The organism is Pedobacter frigidisoli (genome assembly GCF_004331675.1).
GTDB classification, from domain to species: Bacteria; Bacteroidota; Bacteroidia; order Sphingobacteriales; family Sphingobacteriaceae; genus Pedobacter; species Pedobacter frigidisoli.
This window is the reverse complement of record NZ_SJSN01000013.1, coordinates 95,315-113,962: the sequence shown is the minus strand read 5'-3', so window position 1 is coordinate 113,962 and position 18,648 is coordinate 95,315. Positions and strand designations below refer to the sequence as shown.

Genomic DNA, 18,648 nt, shown 5'->3' with positions numbered 1-18,648 from the left:
TAAGATGAAAAAGATTATAAATTTACTAACAGGAATAGCATTGCTGAGTGGCTTAATGATTTTACCTACTTCCTGTAAAAAAAGTTTTTTGGATGAAGAAGTGATTAACTCACACAACACTTCAGATTTTCAGAGAACCGACGGCTTGGATGGCTTAGTAATAGGAATGTACCAAAGTTTAAAGTTTCACTTCAACTACACTTGGGCTTACACCACAACCAATTACGGGGTTGATGAGTTTAACGTAGGCGGAGATAGAACTGAACAACAGTGGAACTCGTATGATGGTAGCTTAAATTCTCAAACGGTAGATGTTGCAGCAATTTGGGATAATATGTACACCAACATTAATTCTGCTAATATTGTGATTAAGAATGTTCCAATATATTATCAAGGAGCCAATAAAAATACGCGTTTAGGCGAAGGTTATTTTATGCGTGCTTTCGACTATTTTAAATTGGTAAAACAATACGGTGGAGTGCCTCTGCAATTAGAATCTTTAGAAGTTATTAAGGAAGATTTTGTTCGTAACTCTGCAAAAGAGGTTTATGAACAAGTAATTCAAGATTTTACACAAGCCTATAATCTTCTTCCGAATACGCCAGCAGAAACAGGGAGAATTACCAAATGGGCTGCAGCACATTTCTTAGCAAAAGCCTATTTATACCGAGCGAGTGAACTTAATAACGATTGGAACAGCGATACCAAGCAGGCCGATTTACAAAATGCAGTAAAGTATGCAGATTTGGTAATCAACAGCGGTCAGCATACTTTGGCAACCAATTTCAGCGATCTTTGGAACTTTACAACAATCGATGGACCAAATGAAACAAATAAAGAAGTTATTTTAGCTGCCCAATTCTCTGGAAATACAGCTACACAAGGTCGCTACGGAAATCAGATTCACTTATACTACCCATCGGTTTACCAAAATTTACCAGGCATGCAACGAGATATCCCTGGAGGCCGTGAATTTCAGCGCATGAAATCTACCGATTATGCAATTGATGTTTTTGACCGTGTTAACGATTCGAGATTTTGGAAAAGTTTCAAAACGCGTTATTTGTGTAATAACCCAGCTGGTGCACCAAAATGGACCGCTGCAAATGCGCCTACTCCTGGCCAAGTTGGTCAAGTAAGATTTACGGGCGGACAAGAATCAATATTGTACATCGTTAATGATGCAAACGACACGAGGTACACCAGTACAAACATTGCGCTTAGAGCACCAAGCATGTATGTGAGGTATTTTGCTGGTCAGCCACAGAGTTATCTAAATGCACATGGAAATTATGGCGTGAGTCAATATGTGGCACTATCTAAATTTATGGATGGATCTAGAAACTTAGTAGCCTCACAATTCGGACAAAGAGATGGTATTTTGGCTCGTTTAGCCGAAACCTATTTAATCGCAGCTGAAGCTTACGGTAGATTAGGTCAATTTGGACAAGCTATCACCTATTTAAACCGAGTTCGCGATCGTGCGGCTTATAAAGATGGTGAAGATCGCTCATCGTATGTAGATGGCGGTGTAGCTTACAAAACCAATGCAGCGGTTAATACCACAGGCTTCGTTTCCTACTCAGATAAAAACACCTATTTCGAATCGAACAATATTCCCGTTAGTACCGTCAACACCTTAACATCAATGCATTTAAACAGCGAAGCTGATATCTTCAATTCCAATAAAGAATTTTACGATAAAATTGGTGCAGTTTCTCAGGCTGATAAATTCACGGAATTTATTTTAAATGAACGCTCGAGAGAATTAATGGGCGAATTAATGAGATGGGAAGATCTTGCCCGAACCAAAACTTTGGTAGCAAGAACTACAGCATTTAACCTTGAGGCTAAGCCAATAGATAGCAAACATTATTTACGCCCAATTCCACAAACATTTCTGGATGTAATTAAAAACGATGGTGTTGCCTTAACCCCAGCACAAAAACAGGCCATGCAAAATCCGGGCTGGTAAATTAAAAACCTAAATCTACAGGGCGATTAACTGATATGTTAGTCGCCCTTTTTTTGTTTTATCACATCATTATTAATCTGAAAATTATTTTTTTTTCAATCGATGGAAATAAGTGTAATCTATGTTGATGTTAATTGTATAAGGTTTTTGCAGGATAGAGCAGGATGGGTTCTTTGATTAAAAATGCTAATCTCGTGTAACCTTTTTTAACCAAATACTTCTTAAGTAAACATTAATTATACACCATAATTAGGTTTGATTAATTGAAAGTAATTCCCTTATCCCAAAGAAATGAAGAAAATTCTTCTTGCCTTACTCCTATTCATTTCTGTAGCTGCCGTTGCACAAAAAAGCAAATCTTCACTGGTACCAAAGCCACTTTTCCGAGATTCTGTTTATGATGGTGCCGCAGATCCAGTGGTAATCTGGAACAAGGGAGAAAAGAAATGGTTTATGTTTTATACCAACCGCAGGGCAAATGGCAAAAATTTGGATGGCGTGAGTTGGGTTCATGGCACTAGAATTGGCATTGCAGAATCAAAAGATGGCGTTAAGTGGAAATATAGAGATACCTGTGATATTCAATATCGCCTAACAAATTACACACATTGGGCACCAGAAGTTATTGAAAACAACGGACTTTACCACATGTACCTCACCTATGTTCCCGGGGTGTTTAGCGATTGGAAACATCCACGATATATTGTTCATCTTACTAGCAAAAACCTCATCAATTGGAAATTCGAATCGAAGTTAAACCTCGCTTCAGATCGCTGTATTGATGCCTGCGTTTATAAACTCCCAAATAACAAAGGTTGGCGAATGTACTATAATAATGAAATGAATGGCAAATCTATTTATTATGCCGACAGCAAGGATTTATATACTTGGAACGATAGCGGCAAACGTATTATTGGCGATCGAGGCTGCGAGGGACCAAAAGTATTTTTTTGGAAAGATACTTATTGGATGATCGTTGATAACTGGAAAGGTTTGGGCGTTTATTCCTCAACTGATCTTTTGAATTGGAAGCGACAAGAAAAAAATATTCTCCAAGAACCTGGAAAAGGTGTTGATGATGGCGTGATGGGCGGTCATTGCGATGTGCTTGTTAATGATGGCAAAGCTTACGTTTATTATTTCACCCATCCTGGAAGAACGCCAGAAAATAAAGGCGTTGATAATTACTCAACCAGAAGAAGTTCCATCCAAATGGCAGAACTGGAATATAAAAATGGGGAAATTACTTGCGATCGCGACAAGTCTCTATATTTAAAATTAAAGCACTAAAAGCATAGAAACTTTATGAAATTCAAGATTTTAATTCTTTGTTTAATTCCAATATTTTGTTTCTCGCAAACCAATTCTAACTTAAGGCAAACCTATAATTTTAATCCTGGTTGGAAACTCAGCATTAGCGATATTTCTGGTGCAGAAGCTGTGGATTTTAATGATCAAGACTGGAAAGCAATAACACTTCCTCATGCTTGGAATGAGGATGAGGCTTTTAAAAAATCTATCGAAGCCTTATCAACGGGGATAGTTTGGTACCGAAAACATTTCACCATTCCAGCAGGAAATAAAAGCCAAAAGGTATTTTTAGAATTTGAGGGAATCAGGCAGGCTGGAGAGTTTTACTTAAATGGGAAGTTTATCGGCAGACATGAAAATGGAGTAATGGCATTTGGATTTGATATTTCTAACCTGATTAATACTGACAAAGAAAATGTAATCGCCGTAAAAATCGATAACGCATGGAATTATAAGGAAAAAGCAACCAATTCTGGTTATCAATGGAATGATAAAAATTTTAACGCAAATTATGGCGGGATCTCAAAAAATGTTCGTTTGCATGTTACCGGAAACATTTATCAAACATTGCCTATTAATGCAATTCTTGGAACAACAGGTAATTATATTTATGCCAAAAACTTTGATATTAAAAATAAATCTGCTGTAATTGTTTCCGAATCTCAGGTTAAAAACGAAAGTGATGAATCAAAGTTAATCGAATATGAGGTTGAGCTAAAAGATGCTGATGGCAAATTAATCAAGACATTTAAATCGGCAGCAACAAGTTTAAAGGCTGGTGAAACATCAATTTTGAGCGCTGAATCTCCTGTTTCTGGATTAAATTTTTGGAGCTGGGGTTATGGTTATTTGTATTCCGTGACTTCAAAACTAAAGGTAAATGGTAATGTTATCGATGCCCTAACCACCAAAACAGGGTTTAGAAAAGCTGAATTTAAAAACGGAATGGTTTACCTAAACGATCGCGTTTTAATGATGAAAGGTTATGCGCAACGCAGTAGCAACGAATGGCCAGCAATTGGATTATCCGTTCCGCCTTGGTTAAGCGATTATAGCAATGGGTTAATGGTGGAGAGCAATGCGAATTTAGTCCGTTGGATGCATATTACCCCTTGGAAACAAGATATCGAATCTTGCGACAGAATGGGTTTGATTCAGGCCATGCCAGCTGGCGATTCGGAGAAAGATGTTACTGGAATCCGATGGGATCAGCGAAAGGCAGTAATGACAGATGCGATCATTTATAATCGCAATAACCCAAGTATTTTATTTTACGAATGCGGTAACGAATCCATCAGTGTAGCACACATGGATGAAATGAAAGCGATCAGAGATCTTTATGATCCTCATGGCGGCAGGGCAATCGGATCTCGAGAAATGTTGGATATTCCATCTGCAGAATATGGCGGTGAAATGCTTTATATCAACAAAAGTGCAACCAAGCCAGTTTGGTCAATGGAATATTCTAGAGATGAAGCACTTCGTAAATATTGGGATGAATTTTCACCACCGTATCATAAAAATGGCGCTGGTCCACTTTACAAAGGTGCCGATGCGAGCGACTATAACCGAAATCAAGATTCTCAAGCGATTGAAGACGTAACCCGATGGAACGAATATTACGAAGAGCGACCTGGATCGGGAACTCGTGTGAGTTCTGGTGGCGTTAATATTATTTTTTCTGATTCCAATACGCATTATCGTGGGGAAGAAAATTACCGTAGAAGTGGTGAAGTAGATGCCATGCGAATCCCTAAAGATGCTTTTTTTGCACACCAAGTAATGTGGGATGGTTGGGTTGATGCTAAGAAAACAGGCATCCATTTAGTTGGTCACTGGAACTACAAAGCTGGTACCAAAAAAGATATTTATGTAATCGCCGCAGGCGATAAAGTAGAATTAATCCTCAATAATAAGTCGCTTGGTTTTGGCGAAAAAACTGAGGGCTTTTTGTTCACATTCAAAAATATTACTTTCAAAGCTGGGATTTTGAAAGCAATATCCTATACCAAAGCTGGAAAAAAACTAGCCGAAACCCAATTAAAAACTGCTGATAATCCTGTTGCCCTCAAATTAACAGCCATTAAAAATTCGAGTGGTTTTAAAGCAGATGGTGCAGATGTAGCCCTGGTTCAGGTTGAGGCAGTTGATGCGGCAGGCAACCGCTGTCCAACGGCATTAAATCTGATAAAATTTGAAATGCAAGGACCTGCAGAATGGCGTGGTGGTATAGCACAAGGGCCAGATAATTTCATTTTGTCAAAAGAATTACCTGTTGAAGGTGGCGTAAATAGAGTGCTCATCAGATCTACATTGACAGCAGGAAAAATAAACCTGACCGCAAATGCTGATGGCTTAAAGTCTTCGTCTATTTCTCTCGAAACCATTCCTATTAAAGTTGAAAATGGGCTTTCGAAACAACTTCCTAGCGATGGGTTAAAATCAAGTTTGGTTAAAGGTCCAACGCCATTGAGCCAATCCTATACTGATTGGCGAAAATCTATCAAAATTATTTCCGCTGAAGCAGGTGCGAACGATGAAAAGGCAAATTTAAGTTACGATGATAATGAGTTGAGCGATTGGGTTAACGACGGAAAAATTGCTACCGCTTGGATAAAATATCGCTTGGAAAAAGAGAGTATGGTTTCTGCTATTTCTCTTAAATTAAATGGTTTCAGGACAAAAGTTTATCCTATTAAGATTTTAATTGATGGCAAAGAGGTTTTTAAAGGAAACAGTAAACCAAGCTTAGGTTACTTTACAATCAACTTTAAAGCTACAAAAGGCAAAACGGTTACGGTTCAACTCGTAGGTTCAGGCAAAGATGAAAACAACAATATTGGTGTTGAGGTAAATGGTAAAAAACTGGATGATGGCGTAGAGCGAGCTGAAACCAAGCTTAAAGGCGGTTTAAGTATTATCGAAGCCGAAATTTACAGCGTTAAATAGTTTTTTATATTTTGATGAATCAATTATAACAAGAAATAGTCTTCCCACTTTGTAAATAACAATGATTAGAAAAAAAGATAAAAACCCGTTGATCATTGTTGTTACAGCGATTTTAGTAATGGCATTAACGAGCAATGGAAAAGTAAAAGCCCAAACGAATAATATAAAAAATGATTCCTTTTGGAAAACAAGGGATGGCCAAACGATATATAGTCAAGGCGGTGGAATTTTCCAATTCGATGATCCAAAATCAGGAATAAAAAAATATTATTGGTATGGCGTTCATTATGCTGAGGCAGATCTCTACAAGAATGACCCATCCATTACCCAGCCAAAGGCCACTTTTGAATCGGTAACTTGCTATAGTTCTACAGACTTAACTAATTGGACAAGCGAGGGCGATGTGCTTACTAAAGGCGAAACCAATAAAAATGGAAAAACTTGGGTCGGTCGTTTAGGTGTAGCTTATCTTAAAGAGTTGAAGAAATATGCCATGTTTGTGCAGCATGGCAATCAGGTATTAATTACCACTTCCGATGCTCCAAATGGGCAATTTAAATGGCATCAAAGAATAAACATGGAGCCTATGATTGGCACTTCCAATACTGGAGATCAAACTGTTTTTACAGATGAGGATACTGGCAAATCCTATTTGGTTTATTCCTATGGCCGTGGTCGAAATAAAATATACATCTCTGAAATTGGCGTGAAAAATGGAAAAGTAAATCTTTTGGATTGTACAGAGATTTTTAAAGGCGAAAGCCGCGAGGGAAATTGTATGTTTAAATACGGCGGCAAATATTATATGTACGCCTCCAATATTTATGGCTGGGATGGATCACTGGCTTATTATTTGGTTTCAGATGATGTTAAAGGTCCGTACTTACCGACGAACAAAATGCTGGTAACCGAGGGAAGTTTGGATGATTATGCGCATATCTCACAAACTGGTTTCTTTGTAAATGTTAAAGGCACGGAAAAGGAAACCGTTATCTACTGCGGCGACCGCTGGTCGGATTTTGCAGGAAATGGACTTGGATACAACCAATGGTGTCCCATTACTTTCGAGGGGAAAAAGCCCTATTTCAATTCTTTAAATTCGTGGAACTTAAATGTGAACACAGGGCAATGGAATGTGGCAATGGATAATGACTTCGTTAAAAACGGAAGTTTTGAAGCAGACAGAAAACGTATTCCCAGCGTTGTTAAACCTTTGCAAACCCAATTAACAGGATGGAAAACCGAAATTATTGAGGGAAATAAAATTGGATTGGATAGCTTGACTTCGCCTAGCTTAAATCACTTCAATACGCAAAACGAAAGAAGCGTAGTCATTGGAGAAAAGAGCTTAAACATCAGCGATAAAGTAAATTTTAAAAGAAAGATTTCGCAGATCATTTCTTCTTCCAAAAATGTGATATTGAGTGACGGAAACTACAAATTAACGGCAAAGGTAAAAAACAATAAGGCATTTAATAAGCTGGAAATGTATGCTTTCAGCAATGGAACGAGGCAGAGCTATGATTTTAAGGAAGAAAATAACGAGTGGAAAACGATTAATATCGAGGGTATAAAGGTTTTCAAAGGAAAGATTGAAATTGGTTTTTTGGCAGACGGAAAAGCAAATGCTTCTTGTTTTGTAGATGATGTTTCTTTGATTAAAATGAAGTAAAAATGAGATTTTACAAATTTATTTAGTTTCAAATGATCACTTCATCACCAAAGAATAATCAGCATTTTAAAAAGAAATTTTTAAACATTACATAAAATGAAGAAATCTAAATATGTGTTCCTCTTAGTGCTGGTTCAAGTTTTATTTCAAACTGGTTTTGCACAAAAAAAAGCTACAATTGAAGTAAATTTCGATAAAAATATAGCCCCAATGAAGCCAATTTGGGCTTGGTTTGGTTATGATGAACCTAATTATACTTACATGAAAGATGGGCAGAAACTATTAACCGAAATTTCTAAATTAAGTCCAGTTCCCGTGTATGTTCGAGCGCATAACCTATTAACATCTGGCGATGGAACACCTGCATTGAAATGGGGATCGACAAATGCCTACACCGAAGATGCGAATGGAAATCCCATTTACAACTGGAAGATAATCGATCAGATTTTCGACACTTATATAAAAAGAGGCATGAAACCATTGGCTCAAATTGGTTTTATGCCTGAAGCATTATCAACTCATCCAATTCCTTACCAACACAAATGGAAACCTGGTGTGCGTTACGATGAGATTTTAACAGGCTGGGCTTATCCTCCAAAAGACTATAAAAAGTGGGGCAATCTGGTTTACGAATGGGTAAAACATAGCGTGGAAAGATATGGAAAAGCCGAGGTTGAAAGCTGGTATTGGGAAGTTTGGAACGAGCCCGATGGTGCTTATTGGAAAGGAACACAGCAAGATTTTTTCAAGTTATATGATTATGCCGCTGATGGTGTAAAACGAGCTTTACCAAGTGCTAAAATCGGTGGTGCAAATGTAACTGGAGGTGGATCTAAATACCTAGATGCTTTTATTTCGCACTGTTTGGTGGATACAAATTATGCTACTGGTAAGATTGGTTCACCTTTGGATGCCGTTCTTTTTCATGCCAAAGGTTCGCCAAGGGTAGTGAATGGAACGGTGGTAATGAGTATTAAAACGCAGCTTAAAAACTTCGAATCGAATTATCGCATCATCAATAAATATCCACAGCTAAAGAATATTCCAGTAATTATTGGCGAGTCAGATCCTGAGGGTTGTGCGGCTTGCGGCATGTCAACGAATCCTGAAAACGCTTACCGTAATGGAACCATGTATTCGAGTTATACCGCAGCATCATTTGCAAGATTGTATGAACTAACCGATAAATACTCCATTAATCTTATAGGTGCTGTTACTTGGTCGTTTGAATTTGAGAACCAGCCTTGGTTTGCTGGATTTAGGGATTTGGCAACTAACGGCGTAGATAAACCAGTTTTAAATGTGTTCAGAATGTTTGGGTTGATGAAAGGTAATCGTGTTGAAGCGAAAAGCGATCGGATGTACAATCTAAAGTCTATTCTGGATTCTAGCATCAGAAAAACCGATACCGATGTAGGTGTGCTGGCCACGAAAGACGAAAAGTATGCTGCGATAATGATTTGGAATTATCACGATGAAGATAAAAACATTTCAAAGGATTTAATTTCTGTGAAACTAAATGGGTTGAATACTAAAACGGTAACCCTCACCAAATATCAAATAGATAACGAGAATAGCAATTCTTACGAGGCTTGGAAAAAAATGGGATCGCCACAAAACCCAGATGCTAAACAAATTGCTCAGTTAGAAAAGGCGGGGCAATTGAAAATGGTAGGCAAGCCCAGTAAATTCAAAACAGCAGAAAATCTTCAATTTGAATTAAATCGACAAGGTGTAATTCTATTGAAATTGGATTGGTAGGGAGCTGATGTTAGTGGTTGTTCCGCATACATCAGAATAACGATGTGGCTAAGTGAAACGCTAGAACCGATCAGTTAAAGAACCTAGCATGAACGGTCGTCTTCCTGAACTTGATTCAGGATCTAAATAATATGAACGCCTAGCATGAAAGATGCTGAATCAAGTTCAGCATGACGTGGTGGTTAGGCATAAAGAATAGAAACCCGAAAAAGAACAGTTGTCATTCCCAACTTAATTGGGAATCTTAATGCGGTTAGAAACAACTAAAGTTATAAGATTCCCGCATACACGAGAATGACGATGTGGCTAGGCAGGATGGTTAACCACTTGTTAAAAGAAATGACAAACTGATAGATTAAAAAACTAAACATGAACGGTCGTCTTCCTGAACTTGATTCAGAATCTAGATAATATGAACGCCTAGCATGAAAGATGCTGAATCAAGTTCAGCATGACGTGGTGGTTTGACATGTAGTATAGAAAACCGACTATGAATAGCCGTCTTCCCAAATTAATCCGATAGCTCCTATTGAATCAGTAAATTCATCACATAATCGCTAAACATAAAAAGCCTCCACTTAATTTATAAATGGAGGCTTAATTGACGTAAAAAAAATCACTAATTCCAATCAAATGGCAAATACCAATTTGATGGAGTCATTAACTTTGCTCTGGCTGCACCTGCATTTGGATCGCCAGCTTTCAGTAGCTTTTGGTAAACTCGCTCTGCAAGAAAAGCAGGATTATTTTGTCTCCTTGCAATACGTAAAAGATCTGGCCAACGGTTACCCTCGAAAGCTAATTCTAACGCACCTTCATCAATTAATTTACCTTCCAAACCAGTTACATCATTTTGCAAACTCACATCCAAAGCGGTTACACCTGCCCTGCCTCGTATTCCTGTATTGCGATACCAAGGGCTTTTATAATCACCATTACTTCTTGCATCAAAATAATATGGAGCAGCATAAGGCGTTTGCATGGTGTTAATTTCATCAAAAGAAACCGGAGATTTAGCGCCATTTAAATAGGTACCCACATAAAAGGTATTTGCAATTCCAATATTTAATAAGGCCCAACTTAATTTACCTTTCCCATCTCTGTTTGCAGCTTCCGAGTAGCGTAAATGAAGTAAGGCTGCACGGTAAAGACCCCATTTGCCAATCTTATTAAAATTTGTAGCTGGAATAATATTATCAGTTAATTTGGTAATAACAGGACCAGCAATTGAGGTAGAGTATGATAATCGTCCCCTTGCATCGTAAGGAATTCCGTTATATTGTCTTTGCGCATTCCAATTATCAATTGATGATTGTGATGGCTTAATCAAGTACTTCCCAAAAGCTTGAGAACACAATTCAATCATTGGATTTCCAGGTTTGAAATTTGCACTGTAAGGAATTCCCCACAGCCATTCTGTGTTGTAGGTTGTGGAGCTATTTGGTAAAGTGAAAATATTTCTCCAACCACTTTCCGTAAGTAATGAAGATTCATCTTGCGCTCTTCCATACCTTACTGCGTTGTCAGAATACGGATCATAGGTGGCACCACCAGCATAAAAGCCAACTTTATAAGCATTAAAAGATACGTTGATGTTGGTATTATTATTTTCGCTATCCATTACTTTCTGATAATTTTCTGCGGCTTTGGTATAGTTATTATTCCATAAATAAAGATCTGCTAGCACGAAAGGCTTGCAAATAAATAGCTTCTGCGTATTGTTTCCATCGATAGTAACCACCAATGGATTTCCCGCTGGATAGGCATATACTTCTTTATAAGGCAGCTTTTCGGTAAAATCTATCAATTTCGTTAAAAGTTGATCAAGTGGAATTCTTGGAAAAGCACTTAAATTTTTAATATCCTCTACATTTTCTACAGGTTCGGTAATATAAGGAACGTTACCGTATTGAATACCCAATTGCAGGTAGATCCAACTCCTTAAAGCGCCAATATCAGAATAATGTTTGTTGTAATCATCTACACTCATCCGAAAATCATCACGCATTAATTTAAAGTTTTTTAGGGCATCATTACAATTTAAAATCACCTGATAATATGGCCTTGGATCTACATAAGGATTATCTTTAGTTGTGGTATGGTTAGATAATTGTTTTAAGTACGGATCAGCATTTGGAGTTACATCTACCAAATCTGCTCGAAGCTCATTTTGTAAAATGTAAGTCTTTTGTAAGGCCAAAAACTGACCATAAATACCAATTACCGCCGCATCAGCATCTGTAGAATTGCGATAGGCATTCGTAATATCGAGTGTAGTTTCTGGTGCTTCGTCGATTATTTTCTTGCAAGACCATGAACCTGTTGCAAGCAGGGCTACCGCTAAAACTGCAATAACTTTTTTATTAAAATCCATCTTCATCTTTTTATAAATCATTAATTATAAACCAATTCTAACACCCAACTGTACCGATCTGAACTGTGGCTCTAAAGTGGTATCAACACCTTGAGTGAAAATACTACCCGAGGCACTAAACTCAGGATCGTATCCTAAATAATTGGTTAGCGTAAATAAATTATTTCCCGTAGCGTAAACTTTAGCATATTTAATGGCCTTGGCTTTTATAGGCACATTGTAAGTTAAGTTTACGGTGCGCAAGCGTAAGTACGAACCATCTTCAATCCAACGATCAGAAAACTGTGCATTCCCCATCGGATCGCCGTAAGCAGCTTTCGGTACATTGGTAACTTGCCCCTCACCTCTCCAACGGTTCCTTAAAATATCTGTTTGGTTGTAATAAGTACTTCCAGATTCCAACATCGAACGGGTATAATTGTAAATGTCGTTTCCGGCTACGAAAGATACCAAGACATCTAAAGTCCAGTTTTTGTAACCAAATGTATTGTTGATGCTTCCATAGATATCTGGATTTGGATCTCCAATCACCACGCGATCGGCAGCATTGATAATTTTATCGCCATTGGTATCAACAAACCTCATATCGCCACCTTTAAATGGAACAGTTAGGCCTGCAGGATTTACAATTGATAATCCTGATGCAGTAGCTTCGGCATCTGTAGCATAAACGCCATTGGTACGTTGGCCATAAAATAGGTTTGCTGTTTGGCCTACTCTCGTGAGGTAAGTGCCATTGGCGTAACTCGTTAAGATATCTTTTCCATTTGGCAACTTATCAATATCATTTTTGTAGGTTCCAAGGGTTAAGCCCAAATCCCACTTAAATGTTTTGTTAGTAATTCTTCCGTTCAAGCTAAAATCTAAGCCCGAGGTCGTCATTCCACCTTGATTATCGATGTAAGAATTTATACCACCAACTGACGCCACCGGAACATAGGTAAGCATTTTGCTGGTTTTGTGTACGTAATAATCTAAACTGAAGCTTAAGCGTTCGTTAAAAAAAGCCGCATCTAAACCGGTATTGAATTTTGCAATTTGCTCCCATTGGATATTTGGATTGGCAATATTACCCCTAACTGTTCCCTGCAGGCCTAAAAGATTTTGAGAAACATAGTACTGCCTGTTATTGTAGTTACCAATATCATCATTACCTACCAAACCGTAGCTCATTCTAAACTTTAATAGATCGATGCCTTTGTAATTCTTCATAAAATCTTCTGAAGAAATTAACCAAGCGGCACTTAAAGCTGGTAACAATGCTGTTTTTCCGCCAGCGATATCCAATCCATAACCACCCACGTAACGTGCTGTTGATGAAATATCTCTTTTCCCGAAACGTGATGAAGCATCGGCTGCTAAGGCAAAGCTTAGGTAGTATTTATCTTTGTAGCTATAATCTCCAGTTAAATAAGTATTTAATGTACTCCATCTGCCAATATCTCCACCAAAATATCTTAAGGCAGCATTACTATTTCCTATGCTGATTAAAACATCTGTTGCAGAATTGTAGCCTATTGCAAAATCCTGCTCGCTTTGGTTTTGAGAAAAACGTGTACCTAAGGCCACATGTAAGTTGTGGTTTTTAGCAATGGTTTTGTTGTAGGTAAAATGGAAATCATCAAAAACACTGAAATACCTGATTACCTGCGAACCCAATTTACTATCGCCAATGGTTGTTGGCAAAATTTCGTTGGTAACACCTTTTCTAGGGATAAACAACGTCTCTTGCGTTTTATCGTAAGTTACGCCTGTTAAATTGGATACCTTAAAGCTTTTGGTAAACTGATAATCGAAAATAATATTGCCGAAAAAACGATATGCTTTCTTCTGATTCAATCCCTTTTCGATTAATGCCCTCGGGTTACTCACGCCTAAGGTATCGGCCTCGGCCAAGTTTGGCGAAACTGCACCCAAAGCACTAATTTCGTTTACACCCATAAAAGGCGCTTTAACCAACGCTAAAAATATTGGGTTGGTACGGGTTGATAAGCCTTGATCTTTTAATCTTTGCTCTGTATAACTAAAGGAAAGATTAGTGTTTGCGGTTAGCTTTTTAGTTAGGTTTAAATCACTATTAAAACGCATCGTGTATTTCGTGTTATTGGTAGAATCGAGAACACTTTTATCTTTTGAATAGCCTGCTGAAAGTGCATATTTTGCAATGTTATCTCCACCGCTAACCTTTAAAAAATAAGTTTGATCGAAGCTGCTTTTAAAAACCTGTTTTTGCCAATCTGTATTTTGATGATACATTTGGTAAGTAGGATTTGCAATTGGATCTGGATTATCATTCATATAAGGCAAGGCGGCAATTGCGCCACTACTCAAACCCTGACTTTTTAACACATCAGATAAATAAGTTCTAAAATCACCCACATTCATTACCGGAAGTTGGCGAGGAACAAGATTAAAGCCGCTATAGGCAGAAAAATCGATAGCCGTGGCCAAATCCTTTGCATGGTTCGTGGTAATTACCATTACACCATTGGCAGCCTTCGTTCCATAAACTGCCGCTGCAGCTGCATCTTTTATCAAACTGATGCTTTCAATATCCCTTACATCAATAAATTGAAGTGGATTATTTCTATGTCCCGTTGTTAACGATGTTCCATAAGCATTTGCATCATAAACCATTCCATCAACAACATATAAGGGTTGATTAGTGGCATATAGAGAGGTAAAACCGCGAACAAAAAGACCTGCACCAATACCTGGCGTACCCGATCTTCTGATGGAATTAACCCCAGCCAATTTTCCCTGCAAAAACCCATCTGGAGATTCAGAATTCACATTCCATCCACCTTGTGGATTTACAGAACTTATAGCAGAGGTTGAACGAGCAACATTCTGCGTGCCTGATGGCAATACCACTTCGGTAAATAGGGAATTATAATTTGTTGGATAGATTTTAATGGTCGTTAACTTGCCTTTATGTACAGGCAATAATTTTGTGTGATAACCAGTATTGCTGATTAAAATAGTGGCATTAAAATCGGGTACCACGATATTAAACCGGCCTTTATCGTCGGTTAATGCGCCAGAGAAATCGACAACGGTAAGTTTGGCACCGGTTATTGGTTTATTGGTGTATCCATCTACAACTAATCCAGTTATTTTTTGGCCTACCAATTTTTTCTGCTTCACCTTAACGGTTGTGGTATCGGTACTATATTGGCTGGTATCGGTTTGCTGTGCAAAGGTTGCAGCAGAAAACATAAAGCAAAATAGTGCTAGTGTAATTCCTTTTTTTATAATGGTAAAATTATGCATAGTCAGTTTTTTGAGTCAGATTTATTTGATTAAGGAAGAATAGGTTCGAACCTCAAATAATCCAAGATGAGCGTATTTACATTTACTGCTGTACTATTAGCAGCGGTTAATCTTAAGCTGAGCGATCCAAATTGTTGGGGTGTAAAATCACCTAAATAAACCTCATTGTAATTTAATGGCGTTACTATTTGCGTGGCAAAAAGATCGTAAGCAAGTGTTGTTGGGTTTTGGATGAAATAACGTTGCGTAAAATTAGCTACCTGAGAATCGCCTATGCCTCCAGAAATTGCCCTTGCATAAACCTTATATTTAACCAGCGGAACTGCCGTTTTAAAATACTCTACATAATATTCTGCGAAAGCATGATTATAGACCTCAATATCTTTATAAGCTAGACCATTGTTATCCAATTTTAACCGGTAAAGTGTATTTCCTGTCTTATCAGTTCTGAAACTATTCGGACTTTCTCCCTCAATCTTAAAAACTGGTACTTTATCTTTTATTCTGAACGGCAAGGCGCTCATGACATAAACGATGCCATTACTGGCCCGGTAAGATTTTACTATCGATGCCTTAGAAATTGGGATTTTAACGCCTCTTGTAGATAACAATGTATCAGGTAATTTATCTTGAGTATATAATCCCCTAACGGTAAAATCACGAACTAAGGAAAATTTATCATTGATTGAAAAATACGGTGTTAGTCTATTTGCTTCACTTGTAAATGCGGGATCTTGAAGCATAAAGAAAGTAAATTGCTGACTTTCGGTTCTTAAATCTGCAACTGTACTCCAATAAGCATTTCTCGAAACCATTGGCGGATTTGGCGCAAATATTGGCCTACCTAAACTGCTATAACCGATAATGGTTGCATTTGCAGAATCGATAACCATGGTAGAAATATTGCTGATGTAATTGGTTTGCAATGGCGCATCGGTGCTGGTCAGCATATAATCCCATACATTTAATTTCGTTGGAACTGGTTTATCCAAAATATATAAGGCACCATTTTTAACAAATTTTCCTGCTCCAACAATGGTCGCTTCTTCGAATTTATCGCCTATAATGGTGGCATATTTTTTATTGATTAAACTCACTCTTGCCGTATCCATCGGGCTTTTTGATGCCGCAATTGTAGTAAGGGCAATATGGTTGGCAACAAAGTCTTTCAATTTTGCAGCATCGCCAGTAATGGAAGCGTTTAATGTTGCCAGCGCTTCGTTTGTGGGTGCCCAAACGGTATAGTTTTGAGAAGATGAAAGTAACTGATCATATCCTGTACTTTTTACATATTCGCTAAACTTGCTTAAGTTCGGTTGAGCAGCTATTTTCTGTACAAGATCAATTGTGTTATCTGCATTGACTACCTCAACATGCTCATCCATGACATTTTTGCAGCCACTTAGCCCAAAAATTACCATTAGCATTAATAAGGAATTTTGTATATATTTTTTCATTTGCAACATCTTATTTGGTTAGGATATTTTTACCGGGCATTGCTACCCGATAAAATATTAAGGTCTTTTAAATTGTGTAGCTGAAGTTGAAAATCGAGGATAGTTTTGATCAGCATCTACCGGAATAAAGTGAATCATATCTATCCAAGTATTGTTATTAGATTCTCTTCCTCCCGGAATCATGGTGAACCTAACCCAATGTCTATCTGTGGTTTGAATATCTGCAGTACCAACCAAACGGCCAGTCATGGTATCCCAACCGGTACCAGTTACACCCTGCTCACCTCTCAAGGTTCCAGCATATTCTGCCGTAGTGGCAATGTACCTTTTAAATCCGTTGGTTAACATCAGTGGATCTGCAGAAGCCAATGCAGAATTTGCCGTAACCACTCCAGATGCTGAAAGACTTTGTCTGAAATCGACCAAATTAGGAAGTATTTGCTCTCCAGTTCTACCAACATCAACACCAACTTGGGTTATCGCTCCGTTTCCGTTTTGTGCATAGCAAACCCAAATTTTGTATTTGCCTTTTACCAACATTGGCGTTTTAATTTCTAACCATTGTGCACGAGCGGTATTCGGCCCAACAGAAAGGTTTAAAAAATCGTTACCGTTATATCTTCGTGGTGTTGCAGGAACCGTAACATAATCATATTGAGTTGGCGTAGTTAATTTCGCCGGATTATTGAAGAGCATACCCTGCAAAGTACTACTACCGTTTGCAATAATAAAAATACTTGCAGCAGAAGCTCCTCTCCATTTTGGATTTGCCCTCAACTCTGGCTGATCGCCCACATCAAAAAATACCGCTGCCTGAACACGTACTTTTATACTAAATGGTTTCTTAACCTCATGTTGTACACCATTTGCAGCAGTAACATCACTATAAGTTCTGTTAATTTCAACACCAGGTTCTACAATGCCATTAAATTCATCTTCATTCAACAAAATACTTTGTCCTGAAAATTTCGTAGTGATAATCTCTTTTGGTGCAAGCGTATAAATTGCTGGCGAAGTAATAATATCTGGGGTGTAAGTTGGTCCGGTAGAAATGTGGTAAGCCATGTAAAGCCACAAACTATCGGTATGACTTTTAGGATTTCCTGTTTTTGAATAGCGACTTTTAAAGCTTGCATAGCTTGAAAAACCAGCTGCTTTAAGTGCCGAATCAGATTCTAGAATTAAAGTTTGAAACCTACGGGTTGTATCTACCACTGCAGCCTGCGATACATTTAGCGAATCGTAAAAACCCGTTTCCTTTAATGCCTGGGCAAAATAAGTATATCTGGCATTTGCCTCTACGCTTTTTGCCAAACTTAACGTTGCCGGTAAAAGTACATGATCCATTACATGAATAATTCCATTACCAACCCTAATATTCGATTTGGTAATTTTGGCAAGTTTATTTACAATGAAACTTGTGGTTCCACCTTGATTAACTGCTCCAGTTTGAAGATATTGGCCGTATAAGGTAACCTGTGCAAGTTTTCCATCGGTAAATCTGTTGGTGGCTACCGTATCTGGAAGGATGTGAAATTTCACCATGTCCTTTGCCTCTTCTACTGATAAATCGGCAACTGCTGCCTTGCCTTTACTTTTTAACCATTCGGTAACTGCAGTATTGTTTGGTGTAAATAAAGTGTATTTGCCATAAGCCCCTAAAAAACCTGTGGTACCCGAGCGATCGATAATTTGTTTCATTAACGAAAACTGATCAGGATAGCGATCGAGGTAGCCAGTTATATTAACATCATCGGTAGTAGCCAACGTGTACGATTCTCTCTTACAAGCATTTATAAACACAAATGTAAAAGCTAATACAACCATCATGATGGTTATGTTGCGGACATTTAAATTATTTTTCATCATGCTATAT

The 18,648-nt window shown here is 37.9% G+C and carries 9 protein-coding genes; 5 read left to right on the top strand and 4 right to left on the bottom strand.

The features are described 5' to 3' along the window. Positions 1-4 precede the first annotated feature (4 nt). The 5 genes from EZ449_RS16255 to EZ449_RS16235 all read left to right on the top strand — a co-directional run bounded on the left by EZ449_RS16255 (position 5) and on the right by EZ449_RS16235 (position 9,668). Positions 5-1,975 carry a RagB/SusD family nutrient uptake outer membrane protein gene (locus tag EZ449_RS16255; RefSeq protein WP_131560757.1) on the top strand — a complete coding sequence of 657 codons (1,971 nt, stop codon included), beginning with the start codon at positions 5-7 and terminating at the stop codon, positions 1,973-1,975. Between the two features lie 291 nt (positions 1,976-2,266). Beyond that, positions 2,267-3,265, top strand: a complete 999-nt coding sequence (locus EZ449_RS16250; protein ID WP_131560755.1) for a family 43 glycosylhydrolase — start codon at positions 2,267-2,269, stop codon at positions 3,263-3,265. A 15-nt stretch (positions 3,266-3,280) separates the two neighbouring features. Further along, positions 3,281-6,235 carry a glycoside hydrolase family 2 protein gene (locus EZ449_RS16245; protein WP_131560753.1) on the top strand — a complete coding sequence of 985 codons (2,955 nt, stop codon included), beginning with the start codon at positions 3,281-3,283 and terminating at the stop codon, positions 6,233-6,235. A gap of 61 nt (positions 6,236-6,296) precedes the next feature. Further along, positions 6,297-7,907 (top strand): family 43 glycosylhydrolase, encoded by a 1,611-nt coding sequence (locus tag EZ449_RS16240; protein WP_131560751.1) that lies wholly within the window; start codon positions 6,297-6,299, stop codon positions 7,905-7,907. A gap of 96 nt (positions 7,908-8,003) precedes the next feature. Continuing rightward, a complete protein-coding gene (locus tag EZ449_RS16235; RefSeq protein ID WP_131560748.1) occupies positions 8,004-9,668 on the top strand; it encodes a GH39 family glycosyl hydrolase in 1,665 nt (554 codons plus the stop codon). A 619-nt stretch (positions 9,669-10,287) separates the two neighbouring features. On the opposite strand, the gene EZ449_RS16230 is transcribed toward EZ449_RS16235, so the two are convergent. The 4 genes from EZ449_RS16230 to EZ449_RS16215 are packed head-to-tail and all read right to left on the bottom strand — an operon-like array spanning position 10,288 to position 18,641. Beyond that, complete coding sequence (locus EZ449_RS16230) at positions 10,288-12,042, bottom strand: RagB/SusD family nutrient uptake outer membrane protein (RefSeq protein ID WP_131560746.1); 1,755 nt, start codon at positions 12,040-12,042, stop codon at positions 10,288-10,290. A gap of 24 nt (positions 12,043-12,066) precedes the next feature. Continuing rightward, positions 12,067-15,315 carry a SusC/RagA family TonB-linked outer membrane protein gene (locus tag EZ449_RS16225; protein ID WP_131560744.1) on the bottom strand — a complete coding sequence of 1,083 codons (3,249 nt, stop codon included), beginning with the start codon at positions 15,313-15,315 and terminating at the stop codon, positions 12,067-12,069. Between the two features lie 29 nt (positions 15,316-15,344). Next, on the bottom strand, positions 15,345-16,772 hold the full coding sequence (locus tag EZ449_RS16220) for a fasciclin domain-containing protein (RefSeq protein ID WP_165499793.1): 1,428 nt from the start codon (positions 16,770-16,772) through the stop codon (positions 15,345-15,347). Positions 16,773-16,829: 57 nt separating this feature from the next. Continuing rightward, complete coding sequence (locus EZ449_RS16215; RefSeq protein ID WP_131560739.1) at positions 16,830-18,641, bottom strand: fasciclin domain-containing protein; 1,812 nt, start codon at positions 18,639-18,641, stop codon at positions 16,830-16,832. Positions 18,642-18,648 lie beyond the last annotated feature (7 nt).